The organism is Paraburkholderia sp. JHI2823 (genome assembly GCF_038900695.1).
In the GTDB taxonomy this organism is placed as follows: Bacteria; Pseudomonadota; Gammaproteobacteria; order Burkholderiales; family Burkholderiaceae; genus Paraburkholderia; species Paraburkholderia mimosarum.
This window is the reverse complement of the sequence record NZ_JAYMRY010000026.1, coordinates 98,694-111,021: the sequence shown is the minus strand read 5'-3', so window position 1 is coordinate 111,021 and position 12,328 is coordinate 98,694. Positions and strand designations below refer to the sequence as shown.

13 protein-coding genes are annotated in these 12,328 nt (G+C 60.5%); 7 read left to right on the top strand and 6 right to left on the bottom strand.

The annotated features are described in order from the left end of the window. The first annotated feature begins 306 nt into the window (after positions 1 to 306). Positions 307 to 492: a hypothetical protein gene (locus VSR34_RS25085; protein ID WP_342963857.1), complete on the top strand. Its 186-nt coding sequence runs from the start codon at positions 307 to 309 to the stop codon at positions 490 to 492. Positions 493 to 559: 67 nt separating this feature from the next. On the opposite strand, the gene VSR34_RS25080 is transcribed toward VSR34_RS25085, so the two are convergent. Both VSR34_RS25080 and VSR34_RS25075 read right to left on the bottom strand, forming a co-directional pair. Beyond that, positions 560 to 1,033, bottom strand: a complete 474-nt coding sequence (locus VSR34_RS25080) for an RES family NAD+ phosphorylase (RefSeq protein WP_342963848.1) — start codon at positions 1,031 to 1,033, stop codon at positions 560 to 562. Continuing rightward, on the bottom strand, positions 1,030 to 1,590 hold the full coding sequence (locus tag VSR34_RS25075) for an antitoxin Xre-like helix-turn-helix domain-containing protein (protein WP_342963847.1): 561 nt from the start codon (positions 1,588 to 1,590) through the stop codon (positions 1,030 to 1,032). The genes VSR34_RS25080 and VSR34_RS25075 overlap by 4 nt, the downstream gene beginning before the upstream one ends. A 277-nt stretch (positions 1,591 to 1,867) precedes the next feature. Between VSR34_RS25075 and VSR34_RS25070 the strand changes: the two genes are divergently transcribed. Together VSR34_RS25070 and VSR34_RS25065 are read left to right on the top strand one after the other, a co-directional pair. Next, complete coding sequence (locus tag VSR34_RS25070) at positions 1,868 to 2,116, top strand: hypothetical protein (RefSeq protein ID WP_342963846.1); 249 nt, start codon at positions 1,868 to 1,870, stop codon at positions 2,114 to 2,116. Continuing rightward, positions 2,113 to 2,499, top strand: coding sequence for a hypothetical protein (locus VSR34_RS25065; RefSeq protein WP_342963845.1), 387 nt, complete (start codon positions 2,113 to 2,115; stop codon positions 2,497 to 2,499). The genes VSR34_RS25070 and VSR34_RS25065 overlap by 4 nt, the downstream gene beginning before the upstream one ends. Before the next feature lie 739 nt (positions 2,500 to 3,238). Here the strand turns inward: VSR34_RS25065 and VSR34_RS25060 are convergent. Continuing rightward, entirely contained in the window at positions 3,239 to 3,784 is a 546-nt protein-coding gene (locus VSR34_RS25060) for a hemerythrin domain-containing protein (RefSeq protein ID WP_342963844.1), read from the bottom strand. A gap of 225 nt (positions 3,785 to 4,009) precedes the next feature. After that, entirely contained in the window at positions 4,010 to 4,357 is a 348-nt protein-coding gene (locus VSR34_RS25055; RefSeq protein WP_342963843.1) for a hypothetical protein, read from the bottom strand. A gap of 1,542 nt (positions 4,358 to 5,899) precedes the next feature. On the opposite strand from VSR34_RS25055, the gene VSR34_RS25050 reads away from it, so the two are divergent. Beyond that, on the top strand, positions 5,900 to 6,364 hold the full coding sequence (locus VSR34_RS25050) for a PRC-barrel domain-containing protein (protein WP_342963842.1): 465 nt from the start codon (positions 5,900 to 5,902) through the stop codon (positions 6,362 to 6,364). 158 nt (positions 6,365 to 6,522) lie between these two features. On the opposite strand, the gene VSR34_RS25045 is transcribed toward VSR34_RS25050, so the two are convergent. Further along, entirely contained in the window at positions 6,523 to 8,271 is a 1,749-nt protein-coding gene (locus tag VSR34_RS25045) for an ATP-binding protein (RefSeq protein ID WP_342963841.1), read from the bottom strand. Between the two features lie 491 nt (positions 8,272 to 8,762). Beyond that, the gene (locus VSR34_RS25040; protein WP_254319679.1) at positions 8,763 to 8,951 is read right to left on the bottom strand and encodes a CsbD family protein; all 189 of its coding nucleotides are present in this window, start codon (positions 8,949 to 8,951) and stop codon (positions 8,763 to 8,765) included. Positions 8,952 to 9,594: 643 nt separating this feature from the next. On the opposite strand from VSR34_RS25040, the gene VSR34_RS25035 reads away from it, so the two are divergent. The 3 genes from VSR34_RS25035 to VSR34_RS25025 all read left to right on the top strand — a co-directional run bounded on the left by VSR34_RS25035 (position 9,595) and on the right by VSR34_RS25025 (position 12,190). After that, positions 9,595 to 10,068, top strand: coding sequence for a PRC-barrel domain-containing protein (locus VSR34_RS25035; protein WP_342963840.1), 474 nt, complete (start codon positions 9,595 to 9,597; stop codon positions 10,066 to 10,068). A 343-nt stretch (positions 10,069 to 10,411) separates the two neighbouring features. After that, positions 10,412 to 10,858, top strand: coding sequence for a hypothetical protein (locus tag VSR34_RS25030; protein WP_342963839.1), 447 nt, complete (start codon positions 10,412 to 10,414; stop codon positions 10,856 to 10,858). Positions 10,859 to 11,710: 852 nt separating this feature from the next. Next, positions 11,711 to 12,190, top strand: coding sequence for a response regulator (locus VSR34_RS25025; protein WP_342963838.1), 480 nt, complete (start codon positions 11,711 to 11,713; stop codon positions 12,188 to 12,190). The last annotated feature ends 138 nt before the right edge of the window (positions 12,191 to 12,328 follow it).

The following is a 12,328-nucleotide window of genomic DNA, read 5'->3' as shown; positions in this document are numbered from 1 at the left end:
TGCTGCTCCAGACGCTATCCTTCAACACGGAATGGAGATTAAACCCGGGAAAGACGGAAGCAAATCTCGCAAAAAACCGGACATTTCTATTGAGCCGGAGACCGGACATCTGTATCTGGCCATGACATTTATGGGGAGCGACGCTATAATAAAAACAGGCCGCCCGTGCGGATCCACGTCCGCCGCCAGGAGCCCACAGGCGTACAGGAACCGCGGAACCTGGGAGGCATCGGCACGCCAGCGAGTGCATAACAGACTGCGTCCAAGTCTTTCTTTATCGTCTCGCAGCAGGTCAAGCCATGGAAAATCCGCGTCAGCTACGAACACAGTCTCGCCTCTGCACCAGAAGAATTTATCGTGCTCGTGCCATCGCAGGTCATCGCCGATGTGCCGGCCAACCTCCCGCGCGCGCTGCTGCCGGAATACCTGGTCAATCTGATCGTTGAGCGCTCGCCGTCGATCGGAAAAATCCGGAATCTGAAAATCCTTTGAAACCAGGGACGACCGTCCAGTCCGACGCCTTTGCGGCACCCGGATGCGGGCGCCGGGACAAGCAGCCTCACCAGATCCGCGCGTCGTAGGTCCAGCGGCGAATTTTCATCGCTTTCACGCGCGCGCAGTCTTTGTGCGACGGATTGATCAGAACATTGAACTCCTCCGGCACAACTGCGGAAGGAACGAGCAGCAGCGCGCCCGAATTCGCCGTGAGCCACGCGTCACCGTAGTCGAGGCTTGTCTTGCCCCTAGGAATGGCGTCCCACCCGACTGGCGCCGCCGTATGGTCGAGCCTCCGCGCCCGCCGCCAGACCGCATCCGGAACGTCGATGCGCACCAGATAACGGTTCAGCGGCAGCATGCCACCCAGGTGCACGAGCGTCTCGAGACAGGCGAGCGACCGGCTCTCCGCGGTGTAGAGAACTGGCTTGCCGGGCCGGTTCCACCGGCCTCCGGTGCGTTTCGCGCCCTCTCCAGTCATATCGTCCGCGGTGTAATCGGGCGTGTCCGTCGCGATCCGCCAAACGTGGACCGTCATGCGTACGCCCCGCTCTGCATCTGGGCGATTAGCGTGCCCAACAGTTCCTGTCCCTCAATCGTGTCGAGAAAGTCCGCGGGCAGCGCGCCGCCCAGAGCGGGGTTGGGGTGTGACAGCCAGTGTTCCAGCCACTCGGCCGCGTCAAAGCCCTTCGGCTCGCCGGACTGCTCAACGATCGTCTGCACCTGGCCGATCAGCTTGGACAGACCGACCATGCGCTCGCTCTGTTCAGAAGAGAGTTTGCTGGCCGACTGCGACTTTCGCGCGACCGTTGTGCGCTTCAGGCCCAGCCGCCGGATCAGCTCGTCCTGAGACGTCTTCATCCGTGCGGCCATTTCGCCCACATCGCGCGCGGACACGCCATGCCGGATGACGGATATGCGCTCCATGCCTGACGCCTGGTAGACGCGCGGAAAATCGAAGAGATGAATCGTCGAAGCCGCCGGAGCGGGCGCTGCCCGCCGGGCCGGCTTCGCGGCGGCCCGGGAGCCAGCGCGGGCTCTGAGTGCCTGCGGCGCCTTGCGTGCGGTGGCTGAGTGCTTTTCCATGGCCGGCATGACTTCCCTCCTGTTCCATTTGAAACTTTATTTTATCCCAAATGGACAAAAGATCGATAACCTCGCAGTCTTGCGGCTGACTGTTGGAAGTAGTTCCAGTTGCCCTGCCCGCGGTCAATGAACCCATCCGGCATGCGGTCGTTGTGGTGCCACTCGATTCGTCCACGGACCGTCGTCCCGGCAACTCGCCGGAAACGTCTTGCGCTGCGTAAGCGTGGGGAGGAATAATGCGCCGTCGCAAGCTACTTTTTTGGGCCCAGAGGCCGGGGCCAGGCCGGTGTTCTACAGTTGCAGGCGACCTGCCGGAGCCGACGATGTCAGCCCGTACGACTATCAGGCCGACGTGCTCTGGCGAATCAACGACCAGTGGACCGACCGGATCGAGGAATTGCCCCCGCTACAACTGGAAGCCCTCCGGAGCGGCCGGATCGACATTGACCGTGCCCTCGACGTCGTCCTTGCCGGTCGGGCGCTCGGCGACCCGGCACTGAACTGCGCTCGCACATCAACGGGAACGAAGCGATGAACAAGGCAAGCACGGGCAAGACCGAACGCAAAATCTCAGAAACGATTCTGGACTTCGGTGAACCGCTTCTGTCCGAGGCCATTACCGAAGACACGCCGATCGCCGCGGTGCGTGAGATATACAAGCTCGTGGTGCTTGTCTGGAACGCGCATGTCGCAGCCAGCCCGCGCTGGGGAGATTCCGGCCATCTGCAGATGCTGCAGAAGATGGCGGTCTCGCCGCAGATGCCATCGCAAGCGCGTGCCTGGATCGGCAAGCTCTCACACCGATGGCAGGAGAAGTTCTCCGACGCCAAATACTGTGTTGGAGAGTGGCACGTCAAAATCAAGGATGACGATACCCTGAGCTTTTTCTGCGACGCCCGGGACGCGCCGCGGCGATAGGAGTCCGTCTTCGCGCCCACTGTTCTTTCAAAAGTGGCGATGTCGGCGCGTATCCGCAAAATCGGCACTGCCGCCGACCACTCTCCCCGACGGTAGCTGAGTTCCGCTAAATCGGTGCACTCTCGCTACTACGGGGACCCTCGGGCGGATACGGCGCGGCGGTGACGAAATCGGTGCTCTACACCGTCGTGATTTCGCTCGGCGGCGTGCCCGGCTTCCTGGGCGCCGCCTGACTGGTGGAGAGCATTGCCGAAAGCCAGCCTGCGGCGGCCCGCTCGTGGGCGCGGGCGAAGACTCTTCCGTGGCTTACAGCGTTCGCATTCGATCCTCACTGGTCCGACTGGATAGCAAGCGCGCCAGCCCAGGTTGCCGCCGCCGGCGGCATCGCGGCGGCGCTTGCCGACGTATGGCGCCATCTCGGCTGGCCGGCGTGCGCGGCCTCATCCTTTACCGCCGATTGGCCCCTTCGACACGGCTCATGCCCGACAGCGCCGCCGTCGGCTCGTGGGCCGCGTCTGATGCGCACGAGATAAAGTCATCGGCGTTTGCGCCTGACCGCTGCTCGGCAGCCGCTTGGTGAGCGTCATATTTCCGCCGCATTCGATATTGGGTTCGACATCCGGCGTGTAGCCGATTTCCTAAGGGTTACGGATAAATTTTCGGCCAATTCTATTTATGAAAAAATTTCCTATTCCGGGCGGCAAACCGCCAATCGTAGTACGCACATCAGCGCTTTAGACTAGGTATCACACATGATCCTCCTGCGTAACGCGACAAAGCGCTCCAGCACATTGTCGCCGAAAAGCGGGTCACCAATAGCCGGCACCGCCGCAGCAACTGCAGCCCAGTCTTCTTCAGTCAGCGCCTGCTCTGCGCGGGCCATCACATCCCGCTCCTCAGTGGAGAGGTGGTGACGGTAGTACACAAGATACGTAGCGGTGGCCGCCTCAAGAGCCGCCCGCGGTGCTAGTACATCTCCCGCTGCGTCATTCAGGCGGTTAAAGAGTTCTTCTCCTGCCGTGGCAATCACGCGATGCTCTTGCAGAAGCCGGTTTACCACCAATTGAGTTCCCGGATTCCGTTTGACAAGCCGCGCATATGCAACGTCCTCAGGGGGATGATGAAAACGATCCGAGTAATCCCGCAAGTAGTAGAGGATATCGCCCATAAGGGCGTAATCCGGACTCTCTCCCCGGTGGAAGGCAGCTACCTGTTCGTCCAGGAGATCAAGTAGTCGAGCAAAATTGACGTGATCAGTATGCCAATTGGCTAGTGGGTTGGCCATGGTGAGTCTCTTCGAAGCGAAAACATGTGCGTGACCGGCAATTGCTCGTGTTGGCGTGCTCTCAAGCGCTCACGGCGATCCGTGAGATTCGAATATGTTGGCGCCGACCCGAATAGGGGCTGATGCGGCTCAATGCGGGACTCTGCAGCCTTCGTGTTTTCAGCGGAACGAGAACCGTGTCATCAAACCACCGGCATGCGAGCTCGTTGATTCTTGCGGCCTGCACTACAGGGCATACTGCATCGCAAGATCGAACGCAATCACAACAATCGAACAACTGAGGCCAGCCAGAAGATTCGAAACACGGTGCTCGAAGTCGTGATGTCGGCCGATCGACGCTCCAATCAGGAAAATGGCTGCGACAATGGTCTGGACTCCAACGAACGCGAGCATGAGCAGGAACTCATAACCCATGAACCTGAAATTCGAGAAATGGAGTCCGTAGTCGTAGATCCATCTGCCCACTCGATGAATCTCATACAGCAACAGGAGGATCGGAAACAGGTAGCTGATGACGTAGGTCGGCACCGTCGCATGCCGCAGTTCGACATTGAAATGATGTGTGGCTTGCATGGTCACTCTCCCCTACACGTCTCGCGGTCACGAATGCCGTCCCGGCTGCTTTCGCGACCGACGCATCCACAATTCGCAACTCCATGCGAGTTGACCTTGAATACACCATGTTCCCGTTTGCGGGTCCATACATTGATTTAGATCAAAGCGGGACAAGGTCCGAGATCCATGAGTCAGCCGGCATCCGCGCAGGTCCCGGTATTCGACATTTCCCTCTCGGTCTATCTACGTCACCTTGGACGACGCGCTGCTTTCGTGCAATTTCTGGCGCTTGCGACCTCTGACGCCCCACACGACGGGGCTTTACTGGCAAGTCAGCTACGCACGACAAGAAGGAATTCAGGCACTGATTTAGAAGGATTTTTTCGACGGGACCGCCAGAAATTGCACGAAGGTACGAATACCACTCCAGCGCGGGGAGCTCAGCGAGGCGCATCTCGAAACCGCCGGGTTCACGATCTTCCTTTATCCGTGCATGCTCGGGTGCGCGGCGGCAATTGACGATCATCTGAACCGCGGACGCAATATGGACACGCGCACGGCACCTCCCAGTGTCGCTCGTGGCCTGACCGCTGAAATCCAAGGGCTAGGCCGGCAATGTTCGTCGCCCTTGGCGGCGACAGGCAGCCCGACGATCCCGCAATGGTGCGCGTAGGACCGGCGAACGGATACCGATATTTTGACCGAAACTGCGAGCGTCTGCTGTGCTTCAGGGGCGAGCAGCGCCAGACTAACGTCAAGCGTCTTCCGCAGCGTGACCTGGAAGACGACACGCATCCACGATCGACGCGTTCGATGAGATCACGACATCCGCACACGAAAGCGGAACGTCCTTGGGCGGAACCTCACCACGTACCTATGCACCGCTGCGCGCTTGCGCAGCATCAATCACACACCCTTGCTGCGCCTGGCCAACATGCTCATAAGATATTCGCGCTCGCTTCCATCAGATGCGCTACAGGCTTCATCTGTCCAGAGCTTCGTAGCGGGCACCGCCATGGTCTAACAACGAAGGAATGCGAATTAAAATTCGATCATACTATTTATGTCAAATACAATTAGGTATGCACACCTTGTGGATTGCCCTAGTTCAGTTGCACGGCACCATCCTTCGCCTGTCTGCGCATCGCTTCGTTCCTCGTAATGGACTCCGGGCTATCGTGCTCCGTCCACGAACGCCAGCGATGTTGGAATCAACGTAAGATCATCCATGAAGCAAACGACGAACTGCGGTTCGGCGGTGTCAGGCCAAGCTGAATAGGCGTCTATCGTGTCATCTGACAGTTGGTGCGGCTTACAAAGAGCTTTGACGCGTTATAGCGCGGGCGGGTAGACCACAACCAACCATTTTTGCACATTTTTTATTTGGTGGCCCAAAGGCAATCCCACGACTGGCTTGGGATGCATCTAGCCGGAAAATTGTACGGAAATCAAAGTCACCCCGGTGCAACCGTGGCCCGAAGCAGATTGAATATTGCATTTGCGTATTACCTTCTGGCACGTGACTTGCGCGTCAGGTTGCTTTCTCCCCCGGAGTCAATCATGACTACGCCTGACGCGCAGATGCCCCCGCCTGACACTGGCGCGAAAATCGTTGGCAGCACCCCCGGCATGGGGCCCGGACCGGAGGTAATGGCAGCGACGACGCTCATTGGCGACAAGGTGATGTCCTCCGACGGCGAACATGTAGGCAAAATATCCGACATCATGATGGACGTGCGCAGCGGACGGATTGCCTACGCAGTCCTTTCGACCGGCGGATTCCTCGGCATCGGCGATACGCTGCACGCAATGCCATGGAGCGCCCTGACCCTGGATGCAATCGACCGGTGTTTCGTCGTCGACATCCCGGCCCAGCGACTCAAGGATGAGCCCGGGTTCGACAAGGACCACTGGCCTTCGATGGCGGACGAAAAGTGGGGCGCCACGGTCCATCACTATTACAACCGCGAACCGTATTGGAGCGCTACCCGTGATGTCAGCGAGGGACGTACGGCCGACATTTAGTCCTGTCAGTTGGTTACCTACTGTCTGAGTCATGCCGCTTTTGAACCGGCTGGCTATGCGGTTGCCATGAATTATCCTTGCCAGGACGATTTGGGGTAACGGGGAGAAGAAAGCAAATGTCCGAAGACCCTGGCGGGAACAAGTGCGAGCGGCTCGAACTACTGCCTCAACGCTTCAGCCAGGTCATCGGGCGACGCTGGTTTCAGGAGATAACAGTCGAATCCGGCCGGCGCACCATGAGCGCCGGTCACGGGGCGGTGACCAGTCAATGCGACGAGTCGGGTCGACGCACATCGCGCCAGCTGCCTGAGCCGAGCCGCTAGTTGATAGCCATCCATTCCAGGCATGTTAACGTCAATCAACGCGATGTCAGGTGTGAAAGACTCCACGACTGCCAATGCTTCTGGACCATCGTGCGCCTGCCTAACATTGTGACCATCGAGTGTCAGCAACATCGCGAGCGCCTCGGTTGCATCCGCGTTGTCGTCAACCAGCAGGATGCGGGCGGGAGGTATCCGGTGGGTTGGAGCAAAGCGCGCGAAGGGGCTGCGATGGACGACCGGCAGCCGCAGGGTAACCTCGGTTCCTTTGCCTTCGCCGTCGCTCCACACGGATACGTCGCCCCGATGCGCGTGAACCAGAGACTTCACGACTGACAGACCGAGTCCAAGACCCCCCTCGGCCCGCATCCTGGCCGAATCGGCCTGGAAGAAGATGTCAAAGACGTGCGGCAGCAGCTCTCGCGAAATGCCAATGCCGTTGTCGCGTATCCTGATGACCAGGTCCCTTGGGGTTGCGTCATCTTCGGGAATCGTGCCAGGGTCCGGCGCGTTCGCCTCCAGGGTGACTTCGCCTCCTGGCGGCGTATATTTGACGGCGTTCATCAGGACGTTTGAGACGACCTGAGTCAGCCGCCCAGCGTCCGCAAGAACCGTCACAGGATACGGTGGCAGCATGACGCGAAGCTGGTGCCGGTGGTGCAACGCCACCTCGTTCACCTCACCGACTGCGTCTTTCACGATGTCGCCAAGCAGTGCGCTCGCGAGACGCACCGAGAGCTTCCCATGGCGGCATCTTTCGGCGTCGAGCAGGTCACTGATGATTCGCTTCAATTGCTGCATCTGTCGATTCGCGAGCGCCAGCGCGGACAGCACTGCCGGACTGCCGGACGCCAGCTTCTCTGCCGCCTGCAGTGCGCTATCGATCGGAGCCAGTGGCCCGCGCAGCTCGTGACCGAGCGCGGCGATGAACTTGTCCCTGGCACTTTCGGCTTTGGACAACGCATTCCTCGCTGTCTCCGCCTCAACGGCCCGCGCTTCGGCATCTGCCTTCGATCGTGCGATCGTCAACGCTGCGCAGGTGAAGTTCGCGAGGCTCGTCAGGATGCGGCGATGTTCGCTATCGAAACGATGACTGTCATGGGACATCACCCACAACACGCCGAGAGCCTCGGGCGTCCCAGGTACAGGCACGACCAGTTCTTCAGTCACTTCAGGAACGATTCTCGCCAGGCAGTCGAAGTACCGCTTCGGAAAAGCAAAGAGCTGCGGCGAATTCAACGCGATAGCGACACCAGCGGGGCTTTCGTCAGTCGCCACGAGGTGCCCTTTCACAGCCGCACAGCGCCCAGCCACGGCAATCCATCGGAAAGACGACTCCTGCCCGGCCCCTCGTACGCGCAACGTGATGCCAGCGCTGCCAGCCCCACATAATGTCAGGGCGGCGTCGACCAGCTTTTGTAGCATCGCCAGATGGGATGTGGTCAGTGCCTGGGCCAGCGCATGCAGGGCTTCGTTTTCCGCAGCGTAATCGGGTGACCGGCGCGCGCGGACGTCAAGCTGTGCGGTGATGAGTGCACCCGCGGTCCGGACGCGATTTACCGGAGATGACGGCCCTGACATCGCCATTTCGCTCCCGAACGTCCTTTGGCCAAAGGAACTGCTCAATACCGAACTCAACCGCAAAGCTCTTGCGTTAACCGTTCAACTCGAACTCTTTGACGGCAACCCTGACGGCTGGAACGCCTACGTCGCTCATATCCAGAAGAAGGAAAAGTGGTTCGGGACGGGGCTCCCCGAGATGAAACCGAACGTCCTGGACGAACGGGGGCACGATACCGCGGAGGACGTCATTCCGGTTGGGGCCACGCCGTCCGCCGGGCGGAACGCGCCCGGGGCGCGAAAGGGTTGGCCTTGGCCCGACCCAAAGACGACACGCTAACTGCTGCCGTCGCGGCCTTCTGGGCCGGGTTCAAGGTCGTCAGCGCGCCCAAGCCTTGGCGACAGCATCGTCAACGGCACAGCTGTCTCGTGAAATGGACCCGCGACCAACTTCGCGGCCGCCACACGAAACCTTCGACGCTGGTCTATGCGTTCACCCAAGCCCCAAGGGCAGGCGGTTAGTGGTGACGCGTCGTGCGGTCCTTCGCCGCTTCCCTGGCATCACCGACATCTTTCCTGGCTTGCCCCGCGGCTTGCTCGACATCGCCTTTCAGTTCCCGGGACGGTCTGCCCGTGACCTTGCCCATTGCCTCGTTGACCTTGCCCTTCATCTTTTGAGCAACGCCTTTGACCTGGTCCTTGTTCATGATGCAGTCCTCCGAAGATACGGCCCTGTCGCGCTATTCAGATTGCGACACAATCAGTATAGGAAAAGCGCTCCGGTTAGCGAAGTAGAACGCCTGGAGCGACACGCGTCCTGTGGACGCGGTACGGCAGAAGCGCTGTGACGCTGACGGTGCGCCAGAACGGCGCGAGAGTCGCCAGCTCCTGACTGACGCGTGGCGCGCAGCCCGCGAGGCCCGTCGGAACACGTGGCGTCGCGCAGCGCCTGCTAGACCATCAGAACGGCTGCGCTGTGTTCTGGCAACGCTTGGCCCTTGGCACGTCCGTCGCTCATTCATTGCGGCAGCGAATCGCTAGTCGAAAGGCGGCGGTGTCGCGTCGACGTGAGCCTGTAGCGGTGTTGACGCCGCGTGCAACCCGCTGCTACTGGTACTGGCCGTCTTGCCTGGGGCCGTTCCGTGGTCCGTTGACGTCGCTGTTCGCGCCACTCCGGGTACGCGCTTTGTACTGGCATCGACAAGCTTCGATTCTCGCTGGGCCTCACGAACCCGCTCGTCCGCTTTCATGATGGAATCTCCTTTGAATCAAGCATGCGTGTCGACATGATGGCCGCGCGGGAATGGCCTTTGCGCATTCCAGAAGCACCATTTTTCAAGGAGGGGAATCATGGGCTCAATCAATCCGCGAGGTGGCACCCAAGGCGGAGCGAATATCGTGGGCGGTGGTGTTGGCGAAGGCCCGGGGCCGGAGGTCATGGCTGCAGCGACGCTCGACGGGACCAAGGTGATGTCTTCAGACGGCGAACACGTCGGGAAGATTTCAAACATCATGCTCGATGTGCGCAATGGTCGCATCGCCTACGCAGTGCTCTCCGAGGGCGGCTTCCTTGGCATGGGTTCCAACCTGCACGCCATCCCGTGGAGCGCGCTCACTCTCGATACGGACCAGAAGTGTTTTTTTGTTGATATTGCGGCGCAGCGCCTCAAGGACGACCCGGGCTTCGACAAGGACCACTGGCCGGCGATGGCAGATGCGAAGTGGGGAGAGACAACGTACAGCTACTACAACAGGAAGCCGTACTGGTCCGCAACCCGGGAGGCAGTAGAAAGCGACCCAACGTTCCGGCCGAGCGAGCATTAAAAAACTATTCGGTAAGCCGTCCGCGGGATGCCATATCTGCCGCTCAGCGCGTATGCCACCGTAACCTGCTTTGGTGGCTTACGCGCATTGCTTGAGCCACCAGACGCGCGGGAATACTCGCCACTGCAGGCTGCATTGCGCCCACCGCGAAGACGGCAAAGGCGCCATGGCGATGCGAGCAGGCTTGGAGCCCGTGAGGCGCAACAGCCTGCGCACGCGACATCCGATGTATTGAAATGAATAAAACCTACTGGGGGGTGAGTTCCGCCAGTGCGACCCGTTGTCGCTCGACACCTAAAGCCGGCGAGTCCCTCGCCCCTTTTTCTGCATCTGAGTTTTCGACTTGCTGCCAGTGACCATCGTGTTCGCGCCGGACGCGCCAGACATTGTGGCCGTCGCGCCACTCGCGTTCGGCGTGCCCGTTCCGGGCTTCGCAAGCGTCGTGATGAACACTGGATGGCGCAGCGCAGTTCTTTTTCGAGAGAAGCTGCAATACGTACGCTGCGGTGCCGCCCCGGCCGGCGCTGCCCGCACCACCCTCACCGCCACCGTCGGCCCCCTCGCATATGCAGCACCCGACACCGATTACGGCGCTACGATATTTGATGCCTATGCATCCGCGGGCGAGCGGCGTCGACCTGCCGCAGTCCCCACCCGACTTCGGCTACTATCGGTACTGCATCAGTCAGGGTTGGCCCTCCGCCTTGTTTTCCAGGCCGCCTCCATTCCGCGCGTCGACACTGAACGCCTCCTGAACGGCCAAGGGGAGCACCTTGTGCGCAACGGTTGAGGCGCAATTCAGGCAGCGACAGCAAGACGCGCAACCGTTTGTCGACACGGTCGCAAACAATGCACCGACGGGAAGCGAGGCCGCTGTGAGCGCGTCGCAATCCGCTGTGACGGCCGCCGGTGAGGCGACGAGTGTGACGATTGACGCCAGCAAAAAGGCCGCCGAACAGGCGCGGGAGATTGCCGAAACTAACGTGATTGCCGCAGCATCCGCCCCAAACAGGGCGACCAGACAAGCAGTGGAACAAGTCCAACCCGCCACGAAAAAATAACTGTTCATCGCTCGCCGTGTCGATGCCGGAAAGTGCGCGACTCTCATGCCTTCGTCGCCGTGGTCGCATCGATAAAGGCATGCGCAGCTTGCCCGGTCCTCTTCGAACTGAAGCAGGGCGTAGGGCAAGCAGGCGTCGACCGTTCACCACGACCTCCTTGACGGCAACCCTGACGGCTGGAACGCGCACATCGCCCATATGCAGAAGAAGGTGACATGGTTTGGGACCGGGCTTCGCGGCATGAGGAAGGAAGCGGTGGCCGAACCGTTGCACGATGCCGCGGAGGAAGTAACTCCAGTCGGCGGCGCGCCGTCCCCGGAGCGGGACGCGCCTGGCGAGCAAAGGGGTTGGCCGTGCCCCGGGCCCAAGACGACGACCTGAACCCTGGACGTCGTGGCACCCATCCGGGATTCAAGGTCCCCAAGCCGCTCCAGCCATTGGCGACAGCGGCGTTACCCTCCCGCTAAAGCGCAAAATGCACCGGCGATAGCGTACCGCTTCCAGCGCAACGCCGTCGATACGACGAACAACAAAGCGTCTTCGAGGACGCAAGCCGGCGATTGTGCAAAGCGGCATGCTTCATGCGCAGAATCGATGTGTCGCGGTTGCTGGGTTGCTGCGCTATGGCTCTCATTCTGCTGGTCGACGATGAAGATGAATCACTGTTGATGCTTCAGCTTGTTTTCGAGCGAAGTGGTCATCGGGTGCTGCTCGCCGATGGCGGTGAACCGGCGCTGGCGTTGGCGGGGCGTCATCTGCCTGATTTGATTGTCACCGACTGGCACATGCCGGGAATGGACGGCCTCGGGCTCTGCCAGAGGCTGAAGTCCTATCCCACACTTGCGACGATTCCGGTGGTGATGACATCTGGCGAGTTGCCGCCGAAAGATACACCAGCGCTGTGGAACGTGTTTTTCTCCAAGCCCGTCGACCTGAAGGCCCTTGAGTCTGCCGTCGACTCGCTCCTGGCCAGGCGTTTGTGCTGCTCCGAAAACCGCGTCAATGTGCCGGCTCCGGCGCCCTCGCGCTGGGCCCCGATGCCATCGAGGTATTGGATGTAACCGGCCGGTGCGCGCGCCCCGAAGAGGCCGTGGAAGTGGCGCCGACAGCACGACCACCCGATGTAGCCATGGCAGCGCCACTTTCACGCGGCTGCAGACACCTGAAGAGGCTGGCACCATGCGTGCTGGTTTTGTCGC

What these genes read in the sequence shown, in the direction of transcription:
- VSR34_RS25080 (WP_342963848.1), bottom strand. Translation starts at nt 1,033, where the DNA reads ATGACGGTCCACGTTTGGCGGATCGCGACGGACACGCCCGATTACACC.
- VSR34_RS25075 (WP_342963847.1), bottom strand. Translation starts at nt 1,590, where the DNA reads ATGCCGGCCATGGAAAAGCACTCAGCCACCGCACGCAAGGCGCCGCAG.
- VSR34_RS25065 (WP_342963845.1), top strand. Translation starts at nt 2,113, where the DNA reads ATGAACAAGGCAAGCACGGGCAAGACCGAACGCAAAATCTCAGAAACG.
- VSR34_RS25060 (WP_342963844.1), bottom strand. Translation starts at nt 3,784, where the DNA reads ATGGCCAACCCACTAGCCAATTGGCATACTGATCACGTCAATTTTGCT.
- VSR34_RS25055 (WP_342963843.1), bottom strand. Translation starts at nt 4,357, where the DNA reads ATGCAAGCCACACATCATTTCAATGTCGAACTGCGGCATGCGACGGTG.
- VSR34_RS25050 (WP_342963842.1), top strand. Translation starts at nt 5,900, where the DNA reads ATGACTACGCCTGACGCGCAGATGCCCCCGCCTGACACTGGCGCGAAA.
- VSR34_RS25045 (WP_342963841.1), bottom strand. Translation starts at nt 8,271, where the DNA reads ATGGCGATGTCAGGGCCGTCATCTCCGGTAAATCGCGTCCGGACCGCG.
- VSR34_RS25040 (WP_254319679.1), bottom strand. Translation starts at nt 8,951, where the DNA reads ATGAACAAGGACCAGGTCAAAGGCGTTGCTCAAAAGATGAAGGGCAAG.
- VSR34_RS25035 (WP_342963840.1), top strand. Translation starts at nt 9,595, where the DNA reads ATGGGCTCAATCAATCCGCGAGGTGGCACCCAAGGCGGAGCGAATATC.
- VSR34_RS25025 (WP_342963838.1), top strand. Translation starts at nt 11,711, where the DNA reads ATGCGCAGAATCGATGTGTCGCGGTTGCTGGGTTGCTGCGCTATGGCT.